Origin of the sequence: Niallia sp. FSL M8-0099, assembly GCF_038006945.1 — a bacterium.
Taxonomy (GTDB): domain Bacteria; phylum Bacillota; class Bacilli; order Bacillales; family Cytobacillaceae; genus Niallia; species Niallia circulans.
Map to the genome: position 1 here is coordinate 341,055 of NZ_JBBOWF010000002.1, position 20,921 is coordinate 361,975.

22 protein-coding genes and 1 riboswitch are annotated in these 20,921 nt (G+C 36.0%); of the genes, 3 read left to right on the forward strand and 19 right to left on the reverse strand.

Annotated features, from left to right (window positions below):
- Positions 1-25: 25 nt before the first annotated feature.
- From NSQ92_RS16625 to NSQ92_RS16705, 17 genes are all read right to left on the reverse strand, one after another.
- Positions 26-1,249, reverse strand: coding sequence for an MFS transporter (locus tag NSQ92_RS16625; RefSeq protein ID WP_341132929.1), 1,224 nt, complete (start codon positions 1,247-1,249; stop codon positions 26-28).
- A gap of 33 nt (positions 1,250-1,282) precedes the next feature.
- A complete protein-coding gene (locus NSQ92_RS16630) occupies positions 1,283-2,287 on the reverse strand; it encodes an ROK family transcriptional regulator (RefSeq protein ID WP_341153292.1) in 1,005 nt (334 codons plus the stop codon).
- A gap of 231 nt (positions 2,288-2,518) precedes the next feature.
- On the reverse strand, positions 2,519-3,916 hold the full coding sequence (sufB, locus tag NSQ92_RS16635) for a Fe-S cluster assembly protein SufB (protein ID WP_047942264.1): 1,398 nt from the start codon (positions 3,914-3,916) through the stop codon (positions 2,519-2,521).
- Positions 3,917-3,955: 39 nt separating this feature from the next.
- Positions 3,956-4,393, reverse strand: coding sequence for a Fe-S cluster assembly sulfur transfer protein SufU (gene sufU / locus NSQ92_RS16640; protein WP_047942265.1), 438 nt, complete (start codon positions 4,391-4,393; stop codon positions 3,956-3,958).
- Complete coding sequence (locus NSQ92_RS16645) at positions 4,383-5,612, reverse strand: cysteine desulfurase (protein ID WP_341152967.1); 1,230 nt, start codon at positions 5,610-5,612, stop codon at positions 4,383-4,385. The genes sufU and NSQ92_RS16645 overlap by 11 nt, the downstream gene beginning before the upstream one ends.
- Positions 5,612-6,919 (reverse strand): Fe-S cluster assembly protein SufD, encoded by a 1,308-nt coding sequence (sufD, locus tag NSQ92_RS16650; protein WP_095259305.1) that lies wholly within the window; start codon positions 6,917-6,919, stop codon positions 5,612-5,614. Before sufD ends, NSQ92_RS16645 begins: the two co-directional genes overlap by 1 nt.
- Positions 6,920-6,938: 19 nt before the next feature.
- Positions 6,939-7,733 (reverse strand): Fe-S cluster assembly ATPase SufC, encoded by a 795-nt coding sequence (gene sufC / locus NSQ92_RS16655; RefSeq protein ID WP_047942270.1) that lies wholly within the window; start codon positions 7,731-7,733, stop codon positions 6,939-6,941.
- Between the two features lie 491 nt (positions 7,734-8,224).
- Complete coding sequence (locus NSQ92_RS16660) at positions 8,225-9,073, reverse strand: MetQ/NlpA family ABC transporter substrate-binding protein (RefSeq protein ID WP_047942271.1); 849 nt, start codon at positions 9,071-9,073, stop codon at positions 8,225-8,227.
- A gap of 12 nt (positions 9,074-9,085) precedes the next feature.
- On the reverse strand, positions 9,086-9,754 hold the full coding sequence (locus tag NSQ92_RS16665) for a methionine ABC transporter permease (protein ID WP_047942272.1): 669 nt from the start codon (positions 9,752-9,754) through the stop codon (positions 9,086-9,088).
- Positions 9,751-10,773 (reverse strand): methionine ABC transporter ATP-binding protein, encoded by a 1,023-nt coding sequence (locus NSQ92_RS16670; RefSeq protein WP_047942273.1) that lies wholly within the window; start codon positions 10,771-10,773, stop codon positions 9,751-9,753. The genes NSQ92_RS16665 and NSQ92_RS16670 overlap by 4 nt, the downstream gene beginning before the upstream one ends.
- 147 nt (positions 10,774-10,920) lie before the next feature.
- A riboswitch (SAM riboswitch) is annotated at positions 10,921-11,026 on the reverse strand.
- Between the two features lie 262 nt (positions 11,027-11,288).
- The gene (locus NSQ92_RS16675) at positions 11,289-11,639 is read right to left on the reverse strand and encodes an alkyl sulfatase C-terminal domain-containing protein (protein WP_172866040.1); all 351 of its coding nucleotides are present in this window, start codon (positions 11,637-11,639) and stop codon (positions 11,289-11,291) included.
- 194 nt (positions 11,640-11,833) lie between these two features.
- Positions 11,834-12,145, reverse strand: a complete 312-nt coding sequence (locus NSQ92_RS16680) for a thioredoxin family protein (RefSeq protein ID WP_047942275.1) — start codon at positions 12,143-12,145, stop codon at positions 11,834-11,836.
- A complete protein-coding gene (locus tag NSQ92_RS16685) occupies positions 12,142-12,495 on the reverse strand; it encodes a toprim domain-containing protein (RefSeq protein ID WP_082138325.1) in 354 nt (117 codons plus the stop codon). Before NSQ92_RS16685 ends, NSQ92_RS16680 begins: the two co-directional genes overlap by 4 nt.
- Positions 12,496-12,723: 228 nt before the next feature.
- Complete coding sequence (gene gcvH / locus NSQ92_RS16690) at positions 12,724-13,107, reverse strand: glycine cleavage system protein GcvH (protein WP_047942277.1); 384 nt, start codon at positions 13,105-13,107, stop codon at positions 12,724-12,726.
- Positions 13,108-13,174: 67 nt separating this feature from the next.
- Positions 13,175-13,531, reverse strand: coding sequence for an arsenate reductase family protein (locus tag NSQ92_RS16695; protein WP_047942278.1), 357 nt, complete (start codon positions 13,529-13,531; stop codon positions 13,175-13,177).
- Positions 13,532-13,784: 253 nt separating this feature from the next.
- On the reverse strand, positions 13,785-15,539 hold the full coding sequence (locus tag NSQ92_RS16700) for an acyl-CoA dehydrogenase family protein (protein ID WP_251688392.1): 1,755 nt from the start codon (positions 15,537-15,539) through the stop codon (positions 13,785-13,787).
- Positions 15,540-15,590: 51 nt separating this feature from the next.
- Positions 15,591-17,963 (reverse strand): 3-hydroxyacyl-CoA dehydrogenase/enoyl-CoA hydratase family protein, encoded by a 2,373-nt coding sequence (locus tag NSQ92_RS16705; RefSeq protein ID WP_341152968.1) that lies wholly within the window; start codon positions 17,961-17,963, stop codon positions 15,591-15,593.
- A gap of 203 nt (positions 17,964-18,166) precedes the next feature.
- On the opposite strand from NSQ92_RS16705, the gene NSQ92_RS16710 reads away from it, so the two are divergent.
- From NSQ92_RS16710 to NSQ92_RS16720, 3 genes are all read left to right on the forward strand, one after another.
- The gene (locus NSQ92_RS16710; protein ID WP_082138326.1) at positions 18,167-18,301 is read left to right on the forward strand and encodes a YuzL family protein; all 135 of its coding nucleotides are present in this window, start codon (positions 18,167-18,169) and stop codon (positions 18,299-18,301) included.
- 21 nt (positions 18,302-18,322) lie between these two features.
- Entirely contained in the window at positions 18,323-18,595 is a 273-nt protein-coding gene (locus NSQ92_RS16715; RefSeq protein WP_047942281.1) for a hypothetical protein, read from the forward strand.
- Between the two features lie 178 nt (positions 18,596-18,773).
- Positions 18,774-19,112, forward strand: coding sequence for a spore coat protein (locus tag NSQ92_RS16720; protein WP_047942282.1), 339 nt, complete (start codon positions 18,774-18,776; stop codon positions 19,110-19,112).
- An 84-nt stretch (positions 19,113-19,196) separates the two neighbouring features.
- Here the strand turns inward: NSQ92_RS16720 and NSQ92_RS16725 are convergent, their stop codons facing one another.
- Together NSQ92_RS16725 and rodA are read right to left on the reverse strand one after the other, a co-directional pair.
- Positions 19,197-19,445, reverse strand: coding sequence for a DUF2573 family protein (locus NSQ92_RS16725; protein ID WP_047942283.1), 249 nt, complete (start codon positions 19,443-19,445; stop codon positions 19,197-19,199).
- 209 nt (positions 19,446-19,654) lie between these two features.
- Positions 19,655-20,800, reverse strand: coding sequence for a rod shape-determining protein RodA (gene rodA / locus NSQ92_RS16730; RefSeq protein ID WP_047942284.1), 1,146 nt, complete (start codon positions 20,798-20,800; stop codon positions 19,655-19,657).
- Between the last annotated feature and the right edge of the window lie 121 nt (positions 20,801-20,921).

Genomic DNA, 20,921 nt, shown 5'->3' on the forward strand with positions numbered 1-20,921 from the left:
TCCTGTCACTCCTTCTTTAATTAGCTTAAATTACACGCGCTGTATCCCTTTTTATTTCTTTTTTATGCAATACTCCATTTAACCTTTCCGATCCCCATAGCATAATGGCAATAAAGCCTGCAATAACAAAAGGGAAAATTCCTATTGTTGATTTGGCTGCAGCATATCCCAGAATGGGAGGAAGAAAGGTACTGCCTGTATAGGCAATAGCCATTTGATAACCCATTATGGTTTGGGAATGTTTCTTTCCAAAACGTAATGGTGTTTCATGCAGCATACACGGAAATATCGGCGCTAAACCTAAACCGATCATAATAAAGCCTGCCAGTGAAAAAAGAACAGGGAATGGCAAAAATAATAGAACTGCACCAACTAACGCAATTATTTGTCCCCATCTTATTAACCTTTTATTACTCATTTTTAATGTAATAAAGCCTGTGATAAATCTTCCAATGGTGATTCCTGCATAAAATAAGGAAACCCATTTGGCTGCTACATCTATCGATAAATTTTTAACATTTACGAGAAAACTGCTTCCCCAAAGCCCAACTGCCGCTTCCGCCCCGCAGTAAAATAAAAATGCAAGTAAAGCTAGCTTAACCCCTCTTATTTGCCAAGGCTTTTGATTTTCCAAATATGTTTCATCCAATGTACTAGTTGAATCATCTCTTTTATACTCGTTCTCCTGCTTAGGGATCCTTTCTATCTTTTTCCATAAGGGAAGTGTGAAAAGCAAAATGACAACTAAAATAAATTGAATACATGCGATGGCAAAATAACCACTTCGCCAAGAATTATCTCTAGATATAAACTGTGCTACAATAATCGGGCCAAGCGTAGCTCCAACTCCCCAAAAACAGTGAAGCCAGCTCATATGGTGCGCTTTGTAATGACTTGCCACATAGTTATTTAAACCCGTATCTACAGCACCTGCACCTAATCCAAGCGGGATTGCAAAGATAAACAGCCATATAATGGATGGGGCAAAATGAAACCCTAATAGAGCTCCCGCTGTCATAAAGCAGCTTACAAATGTAACCATTCCAGTTCCGAATTTTTTCAGCACTATACCGCTAATAAAGCTGGAAATAATCGTCCCCGCTGCAATTGTCATAAACAGTACTCCTGCAGTTTCAAGGGGTGCCTTAAATTCCACTTGCATTAAAGACCATGACACTCCCAATAAAGAATCAGGCAAACCTAAACTGATAAAAGCCAAATAGATGATTACTAAAAAGAATGTCGCCAATAGTTAACCCCCACTCTGTAAGCTTTCTGCAAACTATTCATTTGTTTTACTACTTATTCCTGTAATGATTAAATCGAGTCCAAGTCTTTGTAACCCATATAAATAATCTTGCTTCCAGTCACTCATTCTAAATTCAGGAAGATGCTCTGCCGGAATATAGGTGGAGCTTTGTTGTTTGATTTGGTTGATTGTGGTTTGAGTGACTTCATCATCACAGAAAATAACCGCATGCGGGTTAATAATTGCCACAAAGGAAGCAATTAATCTACTTATGGCATCTACTTCATCTTCCTTTGAAAAGAACACTTTTCCATTTGTAAAGGTCTGTCCAAAGTTTCGGTTATTATATTGCGGAACAAAAGATACTTCCCCTGCGAAATTAGTACTCCCTCGTACAATCTTTCCATTTACGATAATTCCAGCTCCTGGACCATTTTGGCCAGAATAGAGATAAACAAGTGATTTATCGTTCTTTTTCTCCTGCTGATCTTGATAACCTAATACTGCTGCATTCATATCATTTTCAATGACCACTGGAATCGAAAAATAATTTTCTAAGTATCCCTTTAAATCAAAATCGTGAAGATATTCATAATCAGGACTGTAGATGATTCGACCATTATCAACCGAACCAGGCACCCCAATAGAGATAGAGCTAATCTTCGGATATTGTGTTTGTAGCGCTTCCACGTACTCGATCAGTAATTTAACATTGTCATCCCTTAATGCACTGGAAATTTTGCCAGTCTCCTTTTCTTCCCCTAGGCAGTTAAACACAATATAATTGGTTTCAGTCTTTTCTAAAAAAATAGCTAGCCCCAACATATATTCAGGATTATATGTATACCGCTTCGCTCGTCTGCCGCCACTTGAATCATCTAAACCTGCTGATTGTAATTCTCCATTCTCTTCCATCTGCGCCGTAAATTTGCTAATAGTTGGGAAACTAATTCCTAATTTATCACTCAACTCCACCTTCGTAGCACTTCCATTTGCTAAAAGAAGTTGACGAATATTTTGCTGGATAATATTTTTCATAGATTTTGGCGTCGCATCCACTTTATTTCCCTCCTTTCCATCCAACTTATTAAAGATATTTAATAAGTGAGCAAAATAAAACTTATTAAACTTCTTTAATAAGTACTTGAGGCTAATATAACACACTAATTTTGGGAATGCAATATAGTTCATATGCAGCTAAAAATATTTTCTTCCTGACAAAAACAAAAGAAGACGAACCTCAATAGTTCATCTTCTTTACTGGATATATTAACCGATAGAGCCTTCCATCTCGAACTTGATCAGACGGTTCATCTCTACTGCATATTCCATTGGTAATTCTTTTGTAAATGGCTCGATAAAGCCCATTACGATCATTTCTGTTGCCTCTTCTTCCGAAATACCTCTACTCATTAAGTAGAATAATTGTTCTTCTGATACTTTTGAAACTTTTGCTTCGTGCTCTAATGAAATATTATCATTTAAAATTTCATTGTATGGAATTGTATCAGATGTAGACTTGTTATCCATAATTAACGTATCGCATTCGATATTAGAACGAGCACCGTCTGCTTTACGTCCAAAGTGAACGATACCGCGGTATGTTACTTTTCCGCCTTGTTTCGAAATAGACTTAGAAACAATTGTAGAAGATGTATTTGGAGCTAAGTGAAGCATTTTTGCTCCAGCATCTTGGTGTTGTCCTTTACCAGCAAGAGCGATAGATAAAGTCATTCCTCTTGCTCCCTCACCTCTTAAGATGACAGCAGGGTATTTCATCGTTAATTTAGAACCAATATTTCCATCGATCCATTCCATTGTAGCATTAGCATCGCAAACTGCACGCTTTGTTACTAGATTGTATACATTGTTTGCCCAGTTTTGAATCGTTGTATAACGGCAATATGCGTCTTTTTTAATAATGATTTCAACAACGGCACTGTGAAGAGAGTTCGTTGTATAAACTGGTGCTGTACAGCCTTCTACATAATGTACACTTGCACCCTCATCCACGATGATTAATGTTCTTTCAAATTGACCCATATTTTCGGAGTTAATACGGAAATACGCTTGTAATGGCGTGTCTACTTTAATTCCTTTTGGAACATAAATGAAAGATCCACCAGACCATACAGCTGAGTTTAAAGCAGCAAACTTATTATCCGTAGGTGGAATAACAGTTGCCCAATGCTCACGGAAAATATCTTCATTTTCTCTTAATGCAGAGTCTGTATCTTTGAAAACAATTCCCATTTTCTCAAGATCTTCCTGCATATTATGATAAACAACCTCAGATTCATACTGAGCAGATACACCTGCTAAGTATTTTTGCTCAGCTTCTGGAATACCAAGCTTATCAAATGTTTGTTTGATTTCATCTGGAACTTCATCCCAAGATCTTTCTGTTTTCTCTGATGGCTTTACATAATACGTAATTTCATCAAAGTTTAAAGCAGAGAGATCGCCGCCCCATTGTGGCATTGGCATGTTGTAAAAATGCTCTAATGCTTTCAAACGAAAGTCTAGCATCCATTGTGGTTCAGCCTTCATTTTTGAAATTTCTTCAACGATTTCTTTCGTTAATCCACGTTTAGAACGAAAGATAGAAACGTCTTTATCTGAAAATCCATATTTATAATCCCCAATATCGGGCATCTTTTTTGCCATTTCATTTTCCTCCATTCTACATGCAACCTTGGTAGTAAATTATGAATCTAATCCTTCATTTACGCCTTTTTCCATAGCCTTCCAAGCTAATGTTGCACATTTAATTCTTGCTGGGAATTTACTAACACCTTGAAGTGCCTCAATATCCCCCAGGTCCATATCATCAGCGTAGTCTTTACCTTGAATCATTTCAGAGAATGACTCAGACATTTTTAACGCTTGTTCGACTGTTTTCCCTTTAATTGCTTGTGTCATCATGGATGCAGAAGACATGCTTATGGAACATCCTTCTCCATCGAATTTTGTGTCAGCGACAATCCCATCTTCAATTTTCATTGTAAGAAGGATACGGTCCCCGCAAGTAGGGTTATTCATATTGACAGTCAAACTGCCTTCAAGAACTCCTTTATTCCGGGGATTTTTATAATGATCCATAATTACACTTCTATAAAGTGAATCTAAATTATTAAAAGACATCGCTAAAATACTCCTTTGTCTTGCCAATCCCTTCCACAAGCTTATCAACATCTTCTTCTGAATTATAAAGATAAAAGCTTGCTCGAGCGGTTGCAGAAACATTTAGCCATTTCATTAATGGTTGTGCACAGTGATGTCCTGCACGTACGGCAATTCCTTCAGCATCTAATACTGTTGCAACATCATGTGGATGAACATCTTCAATATTAAAGGTGATCACGCCAGCACGGTTATTTGCGTTTTGCGGTCCATAAATAGTTAAACCATTAATAGATGACAATTTCTCCAATGCATATGCTGCTAATTTATGCTCATGTTCGGTTATATTCTCTAAGCCAATTTCTTCGAGAAAATCAATGGCTGCTCCTAAACCGATTGCCCCTGCAATGATTGGCGTTCCAGCTTCAAACTTCCACGGAAGTTCTTTCCAAGTCGACTCATATAATCCGACGAAATCAATCATTTCTCCACCAAATTCAATTGGCTCCATATTTTCTAAAAGATGTTTCTTTCCATAAAGTACCCCAATTCCTGTTGGACCACACATTTTATGTCCAGAGAATCCAAGGAAATCACAATCCAAATCTTGCACATCGATTTTTACATGTGGAGCTCCTTGTGCAGCATCTACAACGAGTACAGCTCCATTTTTATGAGCAATAGCCGCAATTTCCTTTATTGGATTGATAACCCCCAGAACATTTGAAACATAGGTAATGGAAACTACTTTTGTTGCTGGCGTGATTGTATTTTCAACATCGGCAAGTGCAATTGTTCCATCTGCTTGCAGCGGCAAATATTTAAGTGTTGCTCCTGTTTTTTTGGCAACTTGCTGCCAAGGAATAATATTACTATGATGCTCCATCGGGGTAATGACTATTTCATCCCCCTCTTTTACATTTTCCATCGCATAGCTTTGTGCAACTGTATTCAGCGCAGTTGTCGTACCACGAGTAAAGATAATTTCCTCGATGGAAGAAGCAGAGATAAACTTTCTTACCTTTTCCCTTGCTCCTTCATAAGCATCTGTCGCTCTTGTGCCTAAGGTATGAACGCCACGATGAACATTGGAATTATATTCTCGATAGTAGTTCTCGATTGTTTCAATTACCTGGACTGGCTTTTGAGAGGTAGCTGCACTATCAAGATAAACCAATGGATGTCCGTTGACTTCTTGGTTTAAAATTGGGAAGTAAGAACGAATATGTTTGCTATCCATTATCTTACTTTCCTTTCAATTACCTCAACTAATTGCTTTTTCACACCTTCAATTGGCAATTGTTCTACTACAGGAGCTAAGAAACCATGAATAACTAATCTTTCTGCTTCATGTTGTGGAATACCACGGCTCATTAAGTAATACAATTGTAAAGGATCTACTCTACCAACAGATGCTGCATGTCCTGCCGTTACATCGTCTTCATCAATTAACAGAATTGGATTCGCATCGCCTCTAGCCTTTTCGCTTAACATTAGAACACGAGATTCTTGCTCAGCGTTTGCTTTTGTTGCACCATGTTCAATCTTACCAATTCCGTTAAAGATGGAAGAAGCTTTATCTTTCATTACACCATGCTTTAAGATATAGCCTTCAGAGCTCTTACCGTAATGAACTACTTTTGTAGTGAAGTTTTGTTTTTGATCGCCGCGTCCAACTACTACAGACTTCGTATCGCCATATGAGCCATCACCCATCAAATATGTTGTATTATCAGAAATCGTATTACCGTCATTCATGAAGCCTAATGCCCATTCTATTTTAGCATCACGACCTGCAACACCACGGCGATTTACATACGTAGTAACCCCATGCGCTAGATTATCAACAGCACCATATTGAACTTTTGCATTTGCATTGGCTATTACTTCTGTCACAATATTGAATACTGCTTCTTCAGGATCCACAGTAGAAACATAGTTTTCTACATAAACAACAGAGCTATTATCTTCAGCCACTACAATAACATGGTTAAAAAGGTTCGCTTCCTTGTCATCATGTAAGAAAATGGATTGAATTGGTTCTTCTACTACTACGTTCTTAGGAACATATAAGAATACTCCACCATTTAAAAGGGCTGCATGTAAAGCCGTTAATTTATGCTCATCTATCTTTACAGCATCTTTCATAAAGTATTTTTGCAGTAAGTCACTGTATTCTCTTGCAGCTGTGAAAATATCAGTGAAAACTACGCCGCTTTCTTTTAATTCATTAGAAACAGCTAAAAAAGTTGGACGGTTATTTCTTTGGATATAAAGTGTTTTATTTTTTTCTAAATCGATAAGTGCTTTTACTTGTTCTGGTAAATCACTTACATCTGAAAAATCTTCACTGCTTACAATATGCTTTTCAAATTGGGTAAAGTTCCAGTTTTTAATATTTGTTTTGTCCGGTCTTGGCATCGGAAGAGCCTCTGCTTGTTGTAAAGCATTTACACGCAGCTCTGTCAGCCAAGAAGGTTCATTCATATCTTTCGAAAAAGAGGAAAGATACTCTTGGTCAAATGGTAATTTAATATCCGTTGTCATTGGTCAATCCTCCTAACAATTACGCTTCTTGTTCAACAGTTTCGTCTTCAATACCAAGCTCTTTTTTAATCCAGTCATATCCTTCTGCTTCTAAGCGTTGAGCAAGCTCAGGTCCACCAGATTTAACAATACGACCTTGCATCATTACATGAACGTAGTCAGGAGTAATGTAGTTTAATAAACGTTGGTAGTGAGTGATAATTAAGCAGCCGAACTCTTCTTTACGCTCTTCACGCATTTTGTTAATTCCTTTTGAAACAACTTTCAATGCATCGATATCCAAACCAGAATCGATTTCATCTAAGATCGCAATTTTTGGATTCAACATCATTAATTGAAGAATTTCATTACGTTTCTTCTCCCCGCCAGAGAAGCCTTCATTTAGGTAACGTTGTGCCATATCTGGATCCATTTCTAGGTACTCCATGTTATCATCCATTTTACGGATAAATTTCATTAAAGAAATTTCATTCCCTTCACCTAAACGGCTGTTTAAAGCAGAACGTAAGAAGTCTGCATTTGTTACACCACTAATTTCACTTGGGTATTGCATAGCTAAAAATAGACCTGCACGCGCGCGCTCATCTACTTCCATTTCTAATACATCTTCGTCATCAAGACTTACATCACCGCTTGTTACTTCATACTTTGGGTGACCCATGATTGCAGAAGATAATGTTGATTTACCCGTTCCGTTTGGCCCCATGATTGCGTGAATTTCTCCACCCTTTATTTCTAAGTTAAGACCTTTAATAATTTCTTTTTCTTCGATTGAAACATGTAAATCATTAATGACTAATTTAGGTTGACTCATATTATATACCTCCATAGTAAAAAGAAGTTTTGTTCACAAAATTGTCGAAACTTCATTATCAATTTATTATCATTCTAATCTTATAACAAATAAAATCTGATAGCAACCTATTGCTTCCCGTTCAATAAGGAAAATTCGCATGAAACAAATAAATACGCTTGATTCCTTATAATTTCGCATGAGTTTGCTTTCTTTAAAATAATTTCTCTCCTTATTACGGTCCCGAACAATTCACTGGCATAAACGATAACGATAGACTCAAAAATATATTCACTTGAATAGTTTCGTTTTAGTATTTATACACGAAATAAATTTAGCCCTAGTACTTATTGGAAGACGATTCCGCTAAATATTATTTGATCATACAAAAATAAAAAATGTTCCTATAAAGACTTCTACACATGCTATATCCATTATTAATAGAATCAACTTAATTCTCAATTGGATATATACTATATGTTTAATCTTTTATAGGAACATCTTCTTACTTATTATTCACTAACTGGTACAACTGCACCTTTATACTCTTTATTAATGAAATCTTGAATTTCTTTAGAATGCAGTACTTCTACTAAAGTTTTAATATCTTCACGATTTTCGTCTCCTTTACGAACAGTAATGATATTCGCATATGGAGATTCGCTTCCTTCGATTTCAATAGAATCTTTCACAGGGTTTAAGCCAGCATCTAATGCATAGTTGGCATTAATAACAACTGCATCCCCTTCATTATTATTAAAAATTTGTGGAAGTAACGCTGGCTCATAATCTGCTTTTAATTTAACATTTTTCGGATTTTCCGCAATATCTTCAATCTTTGCATTTACTTTATCAATTCCATCTTTAAGCTTAATTAATCCACCTTTTTCTAAAAGAGACAGTACACGGCCATGTTCAGCAACAGAGTTACTAAAAATAATGGTTGCTCCATCTGGAAGCTCATCTAAACTCTTATATTTCTTAGAGAATACAGCCATCGGCTCAATATGAATTCCACCTGCATTTACAAAATCATAACCATTTTCTTTAATTTGTTGGTTTAAGTATGGAATATGTTGAAAATAGTTTGCATCAATTTCTTTTGATTCTAAAGCTTTATTTGGCAATACATAATCTTGGAAAGGAACGATCTCTAAATTAATTCCTTTTTCCTTCAAAATTGGTTTTGCTTTTTCCAAAATTTCAGCATGTGGTACATTGGAAGCACCTACTACTAATTTAGTTGATTCTTTGTCACTGTTAGAAGCGCCGTTTTCCTTGCTATCATCATTAGAGCTGCCGCATGCCGCAAGCACAAATACAAATGTTAATGCAATCAGTAAAGACCATAATTTTTTCATGTGTTTTTCTCCTTATCTTTTGTCTATTTTTTTTGTTATAAAATCACCAATAAATTGGATGATAAAAACAATGATTAAAATAATAACAGTTGAAACAAGTGTCACATCACCATTACCTCGTTGAAATCCTTGTAAATAGGCTAAATTCCCAAGACCGCCGGCACCAATTATTCCAGCCATTGCGGTCGATCCTACTAATGCAATTGTAGTAACCGTAATTCCTGAAACAAGTGCTGGCATAGATTCTGGCAAAAGAACTTTAAAGATAATAGTAGTTGGTTTTGCTCCCATTGACTTTGCCGCTTCAATAACACCTTTATCCACCTCTCGAAGGCCAATTTCCACAAGTCTTGCATAAAATGGAGCAGCACCAATGATTAAAGAAGGCAGCGCCGCTTTCGGTCCAATCATTGTCCCGATTAGTAAAGTTGTTAATGGGATTAATAGAACTAATAAAATAATAAAAGGAATGGAACGGAAAATATTCACGACTGCACTGATGATTCTATTAAAAAATACATTATTCCACATATTCCCTTTATCGGTTAAAAACAGCGTAATCCCAAGAATAATTCCAAGTATAAAGGTAAAAATAATCGAGAATCCAGTCATAAATAGGGTCTCTTTCGTGGCATTCCACATTATTTCCCAATCTACATTTGGCAATAATCTTTCCATCATCCTTCAATCACCTCCACACTAATTTCTTGCGCATGAAGATATTGAATAGCTTTTTCTATTTCTTGTTTCTCTCCATCTAAATGAATATATAATGTTCCATAGGATCCATGCTGTGTCGGGGAAATTTTCCCTTGAATGATATTCACAGAAACAGCAAAAGTTCGAATGAGATTGGTGATTACAGGCTGTTCAGCACTTTCGCCGACAAATCCCAGCATGACAATACTGCCTGTTTTATATTGCGCTATTAAGTGTTCAATCGTATCCTTCGCCTCTTCTGGTTCAATTACTTGTTGAACAAAACGTTTCGTAATTTCTTTCTTTGGCTGCTTAAATACATCAATCACTGGTCCTGTTTCTACTACCTTCCCGTCTTCCATCACTGCCACTCGATGACAAATCTTGCGAATAACGTGCATTTCATGGGTAATCAACACAATAGTAAGACCAAGACGTTTATTAATGTCCACTAATAAATCTAAGATGGCATCTGTTGTTTGTGGATCCAATGCTGAGGTTGCTTCATCACAGAGAAGTACTTTCGGATCACTAGCAAGTGCTCTTGCAATCCCAACCCGCTGTTTCTGCCCACCACTTAATTGAGAAGGATAAGCATCTTCTCGTCCTTCTAATCCAACCAGTTTGATGAGTTCTAATACCTTCTTGTCTCTTGCTGATTTTTTTACTCCCGCTATTTCTAAAGGAAAAGCAATATTTTCTTTTACAGTTCTTGACCATAGCAGATTAAAATGTTGAAATATCATACTGATTTCTTGTCTCGCCTTACGAAGTTTGCTTCCTTTTATTTTAGAAACTTCGTGACCTGCAACCGACACACTTCCAGCAGTAGGAATCTCCAATCCGTTCAGCATTCTGATTAATGTACTTTTACCTGCACCACTATATCCGATTATTCCAAATATCTCTCCTGAATCGATGGTTAAATCCACGTGATCAACCGCAGTGACCTTCCCACTTCTAGAGGAGTATACTTTTTTTACTGAGTTTACATTAATCAATGTATTCACCTACTTCTTATTTAAAATCACTCTATCGATCACTATATTTAAATAGTTTTTAACAAAGCATATCATATCATTCCAGATAACAAAAAAACCTTTCTGCAAGAAGAGCAGAAAGGTTTTTATTATGATTAATATCCCTTTCTCTCATCTATCAAAGCATGACGCTTTGTGTGAATTGGCACCGTTTCAGTATACTGACGGTTGCCGGGTTTCATAGGGCACATCCCTCCACCTCTCTTGATAAGAGTTTCGTTATTTATATGAAATGTAAAAATCGTTAATATGATAGATGTAATTTACCATTTCCCGAAATGACTGTCAACACCTTTTTTAACATAATTTCTTTTCTGAATTTTCAATTAAAATAAGTTAGATTTTCTGACATAATTAATTCAATGAGAAAGCTTGGATTTAAAACCAATATGGGGAAAAATTCTTTCAAAAAAAATAACCCGAAATACCTTCACTTTTTGTTAGCAAAGGCGGATTCCAGGTAAACATCAAAACTATTATCCAGTGTGGGGAACTGAACGTGAACGGCTTAAGAAAAACAAAGATTCAAGTAAGAGGATTTTCCTTAAGGAGCCTTCTAATTGAATAGATCCATTCTTTTTTGCTTCTCTAAGAAGAAACTCGCCTTCCATAACGAGGCTAATACTAGTCATATCCCCCGTTAACCATATATCTGGATTATCATCATCCTTCATCCTTCTCCATGAAAAGCGATTGTTCTTAAGCTCCATATAATAGGATTCATTTTGACATGTTAACACTAAGGAAAGCGAAGCGTTTCGTAATAATGGTTTTAACGATTCTTTCCGATTCAGCTTTTCTACAAAATATTTCATCCAATCCTGCAAAAGCATCTCCTACTTTCTGCCGAACAATCTTATATTACTTATTCTTGCAGCAGCAGAAAAAAACCTTTTTTAAAAGTAATCTTTATAAAAAAGGCGATTGATGCTTTTAACCATGCCAGCTTTTTAAGGGCAGCATCCGTTTAATGGAATTGGCACTCTAATATAACCCTTTCATGAAAATGTCCATGTCCTGCTTATTTTATATAATTATGGATAACTTCTACTAAATGAGGGACTGATTCAAAGCGATATACTTTTTCTTTTAACTCCCCCTTTTCCATAATAACTAGACAGGGAACACTTTCTACCTCATATTTTGCTGCTAAACCGGGGGCATAATTTAAATCCATTTTTCCTAAATTCAACTCTGGCTTCATTGTATGCAATACTGTCAACATTTTTGATGCAACCATACACGTACCGCAAAGAGGAGTATACAAGTAAAGAAAGGCAGCATCTGTATCCTTTACTTGTTTCTCCCATTGATCAAGGTTCCAATCTATCATAATCCATTCATCCTTGTATCTAAATATTTTGCTTCAATCTCAATATCAGCTTGTAATAATAGGGTTGCTAAGTGACATTCAGGAGAGGCAGCAACTTCTTTATATTTGCGATCTATATAAAGGAATTCTGCTTCAGGAAGTTCTCGTTTAAACTGTTTTCTTATCTTATCTCCTGACTTATCTGCATCCACTAAGATATACACATCTTTATCCATTAGCTCGTCTAGTAATTCATCCAGCTTTGAAACTCCAATTGTTCCATTCGTACAAATAATATCGACTGGTTCACGCACAATCTTCTCTACTTTTTGTTTGTCTGATTTGCCTTCAACAATGATTACTTTTTTCATATTGATCACCTAAAGGAGTTATTTCATTTACTTTAACATATTCAAACAGGAAGAGAAAGAAGTAGGTTTTCTGGTATATATCGGTGATAGATAGACATATCGCCCCTTTATATTCTCCTAAAAATTAAAAAAACCAAACAAGTATACGAAAATTTTTATTAGCATCTCCGTATACTTGTTTGGATTAATAGGTGGTTGAAATATCTTTATCCCGGTCTCTACATTAAATTAGCCTTCATTTGTCATTTCTTCATACTGCTCTGCTGACATAAGCGCGTCAATATCCGCTTTATCACTTGGCTCAATAACAACCATCCATGCTTTTTCATAAGGAGATTCGTTCACAAATTCTGGATTGTCACTAAGCTCTTCATTTACTTCAACTACTTTTCCGCTGATAGGAGCATATAATTCAGAAACTGTCTTAACAGATTCTACACTTCCAAAAGGTTCATTTGCTGTTACTTCATCGCCTACTTCTGGTAGTTCAACAAATACGATATCGCCTAATTCAGATTGTGCAAAATATGTAATCCCTACACGTGCGTTATCTCCTTCAACTTTTACCCATTCATGTTCTTTTGAATATCGCAAATCCTTTGGTACTGCCATTATAACCCCTCCGTATTTATCATTTTTACTCTGTTAAACAGAGTTACTATTAAAAAAAGCAGGTCGCTTAAGCCCAACTTTCTTTAAACATCTCTTCTTTAAAGCCTAATGTTACTTTATTTCCATCTGTAGTTAAAGGGCGTTTAATTAACATGCCATCAGAAGCAAGCAAATCTAGTAATTCCTCATCCGACGCTTCCTTTATTTTATCCTTTAATCCAAGATCTCTGTATTTCTGACCTGAAGTATTGAAGAATTTCTTTAATTCAAGGCCACTTTTTTTATACAAATCCTCTAATAACGCACGAGAAGGAGGATTGTCCACAATATGTACTTCTTCATATGACACATGATTTTCATCCAGCCACTTTTTCGCCTTGCGACAAGTTGAGCATTTTGGATACCAATAAAAAGTAACTTTCATTCCATCACCCATAATCTATGTATTTTGAAACATTCAACTAAATATTATCACAATTTGATATAAAGTAAAACTTCAATCAGTGCCCACTTGTGCCAACTGTTATTTCCTTTCTTGCATTTTTCAGCTATTTCTTTAAGCAGGATAGATTACGACAGAATCAAACTAGATGAATCCCTCAATCAATTGACTAAAAAGAGGGTTCTTCTGATTCGTTTATTCCAGAAGAACCTGTTTGACTATTTATGATTACGCCTTACCCAAGATACTCTCCAGCTGTTAATAAATGTTTAGCAGCCTCTCTTTTCCTTGCAATGATTGGCTTTGGTGTGTATCTTGTATATTTCTTTAATACAGATAGTGCTAATCTTAGTTCATCACCGCTCAGCATATATGCTAACGTGTCTATTGCCTCTGTGATTACTTGTTGAAAGGCCTCTTGGCAATATATTTCGGTATATAATAATTTTTGTTTTTCTTCTTGCCCATTTTTCCCCATTGCCTTTTCTGTTCTTAAAATACAAGAATCCATTGCAAATACAGCATTAAAAATATTTGCTAGATTGACCATAATCTCTTGCTGCTCTTCCAATTTTTCTTTATATTTTTTCAACATCATTCCAAATAGCAGATAACTGATTTTTCTAGTATTGGAAAGAAGCATTTTTTCTTGGGATAGCAGCTTATCATCCGGCTCTTTCGGTAGGAAGGAGAGCATTTCCTTTTCCGTCATTTTGGCTAGTGCCAACAATGGGATTTCTCCTTTTAAACTCTTTTTAGCTAAGGTAGGAGGAATTAATAAGCGATTAATTTCATTTGTTCCTTCAAAAATGCGGTTGATACGCGAATCGCGATACATTCTAGCAATATCATAATCTTCCATAAATCCATTGCCACCATGGAGCTGCACACATTCATCTACTACCATATCTAATACTTCCGAGGCAAAAATTTTATTTAAGCTGCACTCTATAACATATTCATTTATGATTTTCGCCATTAGTGTCCATTCTATATCTGCATCTACTCCATCCATGGCTGAGGACAGTAATCCTGCTGTACGATAGACACTACTTTCTGCCGCGTAAATATATGCTGCCATTGTTGCATACTTTTCAAGCGAAAGCGGAAAATGAGATAATGGAGCCGAGAATTGCATCCGCTTATCCGTATAAGCAATCGTCTTTTTTAATGCTTCTTTACTAGCACCAATTGCTCCCAGACCAAGCTTATAGCGACCAATATTTAAAATATTTAGTGCGATTAAATGGCCTTTTCCGATCTCTCCTAGCACGTTTTCCACTGGTACATCGACATGATCAAAACGAACGGCGCAGGTGGAAGAGCTCTTGATTCCTAATTTATTTTCTTCTTTCCCTATTGAAACACCTGGAAAGTCTTTTTCTACAATAAACGCAGTAAAATGTTCTGAGTTTACTTTTGCATAGACGATAAAGACATCTGCAATTCCTGAATTAGTAATCCACTGTTTTTCGCCAGTAAGGGAATAGTGCGTGCCTTCCTTATTTAAGACTGCAGTTGTTTTTATACTAAGAGCATCCGATCCTGCTGAAGGTTCCGTTAACGCATAGGAGGCGATTTTTTTACCAACGGCTAAATCCGGTAAATATTTTTCCTTCTGCTTCTTATTTCCAAATAAAACAATTGGTAATGAACCAATCCCTATATGAGCCCCATGGGTTACAGAAAATCCCCCTGCAACAGACATTCTTTCAGAAATAATGGCTGTGCTGATTTTATCTAAACCCAAACCGCCATACGGTTCTGGAATATCTGAACTTAACAGACCCAGATTCCCTGCCTCTTCCATCAGCTGTTTTGTTATTGTAAATTGGTGATTTTCCATCTCCGCCAAATGAGGTAGTACTTTTTTCTGAACAAACTCACTTGTCATTTCTGCAATCATTTGATGCTCTTCTGTAAAATCCTCTGGAGTAAAAATTGCGTCTGTGGTGACCTGTTCCGTTAAAAAACTTCCACCCTTTTGCATAGTAATCCTATCCTTCCTTTCTTCCAGCACTTAATGTTTATGATAAAAATATTATATCTTTTTCGTCGTTAATGGTTTTCCTGTTTGCAATAGATAAAGCATTCTTTTTTGTGTCTCCTGCTCTTGTATTAATTGGATAAACGCTTCTCTCTCTAAATCTAATAAATAGTCCTCTTCCACTAATGTACCAAATTCTACACTGCCACCTGTAAGAACTGTAGCAAGATTGCTGGCAATCTCGGCATCATATTCTGAGATAAAACCTATTTTTTTAAGTTTATCAACTTCTTTCATTAAGAAGTCATAACCCTTTTTACCTGTAACCATAATCTTTTCTTTTTTAGCCGCTTGAAACTTTTCATCCGCTAATTGTAGAACTGCTCTTTTTGCATCTCTTAATAAAAATCGATCATTATTAGTTATCCCATCTCTCTCTGTTAAGAAGCCTAGTTCTTTCGCTTGAACCGCAGAGGCAGCTACCTTAGCAGTCAAAATGGTCTGAAATACTTCTACAGTAAGCTTCAGCATTTCCTCTGGTAAAAGTTGTTGATTTCCCTGCCACTTATTGCAATATAAGGCTGTTGTTCCGCCTCCGCCAGGGATAAGCCCTACCCCTGTTTCTACTAGTCCCAGATACGTTTCTAACGATGCTTGCACCTTACCTGCCGCCAGACAAATTTCTGCTCCTCCTCCCAATGTTTTTTGATAAGGGGCAGCTACCACTGGCTTCTGGCAATATTTTATGCGCTTCATGGCTTGCTGAAAACGGCGGACGGCTATCTGCAGCTCTACAATATCCTCATTTTGGGCTTCTAATAGCATTAAAGCTAAATTAGCCCCTAGACTAAAGTTCTTTTTTTCACTGCCTATAATCAGCCCCTTATATGCTTCTGACTCTACTTTTTCGATCGCCTTATCAATCATCGCAAGAATATCCATGCCAATGCTCATATTGGAGCTGTGTAATTCCAGTAATAATACTCCGTCTCCGATATCCATTAAACTTGCTCCATTATTGGAAAGAAGCACGCCTCTTTGCTTCTTCCATTCTTGTATGCATATTTGGTCCTCACTTTTTGGAATAGGCAGATAGTTGCCTTGATGGTAATAATGTTCTACTCCATTAATCTCTTTATAAAAGGATTCAAATCCTTGATCCAACATTTCTTTAATCCATCCAGGAATCTCTCTTGAATCTTTTTCCATTCGTTCTACTGTAGATTTTAGTGATAGTTCATCCCATAAACGAAACGGCCCATTTCTCCAATTAAATCCAGACTGAACAGCTTGATCTATCTCATAAATAGAATCGGAAATCTCCCCAACCATTTTGGCTGAATACAGTAAAAATGGAGCAATTCCTTTCCAGAGAAATTGTGCTTTTGGATTTTTTTGTTCTAAAAATAGAGGAAGCGATTGTTTCGCTGCTTTCTTTTTCATTCCAGTCAAATTCTTATACGTCCATGTACGATAATCTAGAACTTGTAGCCCCTCTTCCGTTTTTCGATAAAATCCCTTTTGTACCTTTCTGCCCAACATTTTTTTCTTAAGCATTTCTTCTAATAAAACAGGAATTTGGTACATCTCTATTTCTTCTGTGTCATTCATTTTTCCTTGCATATTATGAATAACTTGATAAAAAGTGTCTAATCCAACCATATCTAGCGTATGAAAGGTGGCACTTTTTGGACGACCAATTAGTGGACCTGTTAATTGATCAACCTCTTCGATTGTTAAGTCTGCCTTTATCATTTCTTTTACAATATTTAAAAAAGCAAAGGAACCAATCCTATTTGCAATGAAGTTAGGAGTATCATTCGCTTTTACTACTACCTTTCCTAATTCTTCTTCTGCAAATTGACTGATTGTTTTTACAACATTTGAGGCAGTAACTTTAGTAGGAATAATTTCAAGTAATTTAATATAACGAGGTGGGTTAAAAAAGTGTGTACCTAAAAAATGGGCCTGAAAATCTGGAGAAAGATTTTCTTTCATCTGGTTAATCGATATACCAGAAGTATTGCTGCTGATAATAGATCCTTTTTTACGGTACTGATCTATCTTTTTAAAGAGTTCCTTCTTTATTTGCATATCTTCAATAATTGCTTCCACAATCCAATCTGATTCTTTTAATAAGGCAAAATCATCTTCTAGATTCCCAATTGTTAGTTGCGCTAAATTATTTAAAGATGTAAGCGGGCTGGGGGATTCTGATTTCATTTTTTCAATAGCAAGCCTGCCAAATCGATTCCTCACAACCTTATCTTTTAATGTAAGTCCTGCTTCTATTTCTTCTGCTAATAACTTAGTTGGCACGATATCCAGCAGAACCGTAGAAATTCCTGCATTAAGAAATTGTGCTGCAATCGCTGCCCCCATAACTCCAGAACCAATAACCGCAGCTGATTTTATCTCTTTCACCATGCATCCTCCTTGAAAAATGTATTAAAATTTGATGGTTTTCAAATGGCTTTAAAAAGGCTCCATTACTCTTTGTACGTCCAAGTGACGTGATTTTTAACAATAATTGTGTCAAATTATTCGTTTTTTCTCCATGCCGTGTACTCATTAAATAAGAAAAATAGGAAATGCTAGTAAAGAAATAGTAAAGGGAGGTGTATAAATAAATGGCTCGTCTTAAGAAGAACCCTTCTAAAGCAGGAGTTAGTGCGGCAAGTGTAAAAGGTAACGCTGGTCCAACAGTTGAAACAGATGGTGGCGGAAAAGTTAACAGTCAAAATAATCAATATAAAAAGCAATAGTTTAACAGGAGGTCGATTTTGATGCAGCAGCAACCAACTAATATGACACAACCTAACGGGATGATGATGAAACCACCTGTTATGGTAACAGTCAAAGATTCCCTTTACTTAACAGATATGCTTTCTTGGAATTTACTAGCAATGAAAAAAGCGCATTTTTTTGCACAAAATGCCCAAGATCCGGCAATTAAATCTCAGCTTGAGAAATGTGGACAAATGCATCAGCATCATTATGAAAGAATACTTAGTCACTTAGATACTAATAGTCAGCCAATGGTACAGCAACAGCAATAGATAGTAACGAAAAAAATTAGTGATTGTTTATTCAATTTTGCTCATTCTGCTAAAGAGATTGCCAAACCTTTTTTAGTTGACTATGCCTTTTGTAGAATGAGCACCTTTTCTTCGTAAAGGACTTTGAATAAGCAATCATCTTACTAAAACAATGATTTTATGAGGGAGGACAAAGAAAATGGATCAACAAAAGCCAATTCAAAACCCTGAGTCACAGGTTCCCAAAACACCGCAAATGAATGATCGCGATTTTACTAACGACATGCTTTCAACAGAAAAATACATGACTGATGCTTATTCAACAGCTTTAAACGAAGCTAGTAATGAAACACTCTATCAAGATTTATTATCCATTTTTACCGAAACACAAAATATGCAAAGAGAATTGTATGATTTAATGTTTCAAAAAGGATGGTATAAGCTTGAAGCTGCTGAGCAACAAAAAATCCAGCAATCTTATCAGCAATTCAAAGGATACAGTAACCAATTTCCATATGGAAACACCACTATTCAGTAAAACTCTCATTTTTTATCCACCCAAACACATTGTTATGGGTGGTGTTTTTTTACGCTTTGTCCAGCTTTCTTTATAGCATATGTTTTATTTTTGATTTTGTTTTCTTATCTCATTCATTTTTTTTATTTCCGATATAATTTGAACTATTGTTTGTTTCCCATCAGGGAATTTAGCATTCCAATGTTTTACTAAACCTGGCATATTTTTGGACATATAGGTATAGAGCATCCATATTTGCACTTTTTCCTTTAATTCCTCATTCTCTTCTCCAAGAAGTAATTCCGTATAATTACTCAATAAGGCGTCAAACTCCTCTTGAAATTTCTCGTCCAATTTCTATTCCCCCTTCGATTTTCATTGACAACGTGATTGAGTTGCTCTATTATAAGAGTACACCTAATGATAATGATTATCAATATCATTTAACTTCCCATAATTGATATTCTTTCCTTTTCTTTCCCCCTCATTTAAAGAATCGAGAAAGAATACACAAAAAGAGGCTGCTTCCCTGTCAGCCTCTTTTTGTCGTTAAATAAAAACCGTTATTCATCACTAGAAAACATATATTTTTTATAATGATATCGAATGGAAAAAATCAATCCCATCGAAAGCATATTTCCCATCAAGGAACTACCTCCATAGCTAATAAAAGGGAGTGGTATCCCTGTAATAGGAAGAATTCCTACCGTCATCCCAATATTTTGGAAAACATGAAAACAAAGCATACTAATAATCCCTACGCTCATACAAGTATAAAAAGTATTTTTTGTTTCTAAGGCAACTTTTGTTATGTGATAAATAAGCAAGAAAAATAAACTAATAATAATACTAGCTCCAATGAAGCCAAATTCTTCGCCGACTACACTAAAAATAAAATCAGTGTGATTCTCCGGAAGCACTACTTCACTTGTGCCAACACCCTTTCCCGTTGTCTGGCCAGAACCAATTGCAAGCAAAGACTGTGTTAAGTGATATCCCGTTGTACTTTGGTATGTATAGGGATCTAACCAGGAATAAATTCTTCCCATCTGATATTCCTTCACTCCAAAATACATGGTAATCCAATCTGGATGCCAAATAACAAGGTAGAGGACAGCTGTTGCAATCACAGCAAAACTAGAAAAAATCGGCGTTAAAATCTTCCAGGAAATACCGGATATAAAAATCATCCCCAGCATAATAGCAAGAAAAACTAAGGAGGTTCCCAAATCTGGCTGCTTCATGACAAGAAGAAGTGGAGGTACCGTTACAGCTCCAATTTTAAATAAGAGAAAAAAGTCACTTTGTATCGTCTTTACTATATACTTTTCCTGATGATCTACAATGATTCTTGATAGTGCCAGTACTAAAAATACCTTTACAAACTCAGAAGGCTGCAGAGAAAAACCAGGTAAAGTGAACCAACTTTTGGCACCATTAATTTCTCGGGCAATACTGGATGGGGCGAATATAAGCACTACCAATAAGAATAGACCAAAAGCATACAGATACCAGGTCAGTTTCTTCAACTGATCCGAATCTAAACGAATTACGCCAATAATAATACCTATACCAACTACATAATACATAACTTGCTTTAACACATAGGATGAGTTTGCTCCATATATAGCAATAAGGCTAGTTAAACATAGAAGCATTAATATTAGAACAAGTGTATAATCTATTTTCGATGAATTTTTTGGGGACATATTGTCATTGCTCCTTGTTCAGTAAAACTTTTAACAGCTTATCATTCTTCCATTCAGAAATAATCATTTTTCACCATTTATATTTACCCCTAAATAAATAGAGTCATTCACACACATTTAC

What these genes read in the sequence shown, in the direction of transcription:
- NSQ92_RS16630 (WP_341153292.1), bottom strand. Translation starts at nt 2,287, where the DNA reads ATGAAAAATATTATCCAGCAAAATATTCGTCAACTTCTTTTAGCAAAT.
- sufB (WP_047942264.1), bottom strand. Translation starts at nt 3,916, where the DNA reads ATGGCAAAAAAGATGCCCGATATTGGGGATTATAAATATGGATTTTCA.
- sufU (WP_047942265.1), bottom strand. Translation starts at nt 4,393, where the DNA reads ATGTCTTTTAATAATTTAGATTCACTTTATAGAAGTGTAATTATGGAT.
- NSQ92_RS16645 (WP_341152967.1), bottom strand. Translation starts at nt 5,612, where the DNA reads ATGGATAGCAAACATATTCGTTCTTACTTCCCAATTTTAAACCAAGAA.
- sufD (WP_095259305.1), bottom strand. Translation starts at nt 6,919, where the DNA reads ATGACAACGGATATTAAATTACCATTTGACCAAGAGTATCTTTCCTCT.
- sufC (WP_047942270.1), bottom strand. Translation starts at nt 7,733, where the DNA reads ATGAGTCAACCTAAATTAGTCATTAATGATTTACATGTTTCAATCGAA.
- NSQ92_RS16660 (WP_047942271.1), bottom strand. Translation starts at nt 9,073, where the DNA reads ATGAAAAAATTATGGTCTTTACTGATTGCATTAACATTTGTATTTGTG.
- NSQ92_RS16665 (WP_047942272.1), bottom strand. Translation starts at nt 9,754, where the DNA reads ATGATGGAAAGATTATTGCCAAATGTAGATTGGGAAATAATGTGGAAT.
- NSQ92_RS16680 (WP_047942275.1), bottom strand. Translation starts at nt 12,145, where the DNA reads ATGATAGATTGGAACCTTGATCAATGGGAGAAACAAGTAAAGGATACA.
- NSQ92_RS16685 (WP_082138325.1), bottom strand. Translation starts at nt 12,495, where the DNA reads ATGAAAAAAGTAATCATTGTTGAAGGCAAATCAGACAAACAAAAAGTA.
- gcvH (WP_047942277.1), bottom strand. Translation starts at nt 13,107, where the DNA reads ATGGCAGTACCAAAGGATTTGCGATATTCAAAAGAACATGAATGGGTA.
- NSQ92_RS16695 (WP_047942278.1), bottom strand. Translation starts at nt 13,531, where the DNA reads ATGAAAGTTACTTTTTATTGGTATCCAAAATGCTCAACTTGTCGCAAG.
- NSQ92_RS16700 (WP_251688392.1), bottom strand. Translation starts at nt 15,539, where the DNA reads ATGCAAAAGGGTGGAAGTTTTTTAACGGAACAGGTCACCACAGACGCA.
- NSQ92_RS16705 (WP_341152968.1), bottom strand. Translation starts at nt 17,963, where the DNA reads ATGGTGAAAGAGATAAAATCAGCTGCGGTTATTGGTTCTGGAGTTATG.
- NSQ92_RS16710 (WP_082138326.1), top strand. Translation starts at nt 18,167, where the DNA reads ATGGCTCGTCTTAAGAAGAACCCTTCTAAAGCAGGAGTTAGTGCGGCA.
- NSQ92_RS16715 (WP_047942281.1), top strand. Translation starts at nt 18,323, where the DNA reads ATGCAGCAGCAACCAACTAATATGACACAACCTAACGGGATGATGATG.
- NSQ92_RS16720 (WP_047942282.1), top strand. Translation starts at nt 18,774, where the DNA reads ATGGATCAACAAAAGCCAATTCAAAACCCTGAGTCACAGGTTCCCAAA.
- rodA (WP_047942284.1), bottom strand. Translation starts at nt 20,800, where the DNA reads ATGTCCCCAAAAAATTCATCGAAAATAGATTATACACTTGTTCTAATA.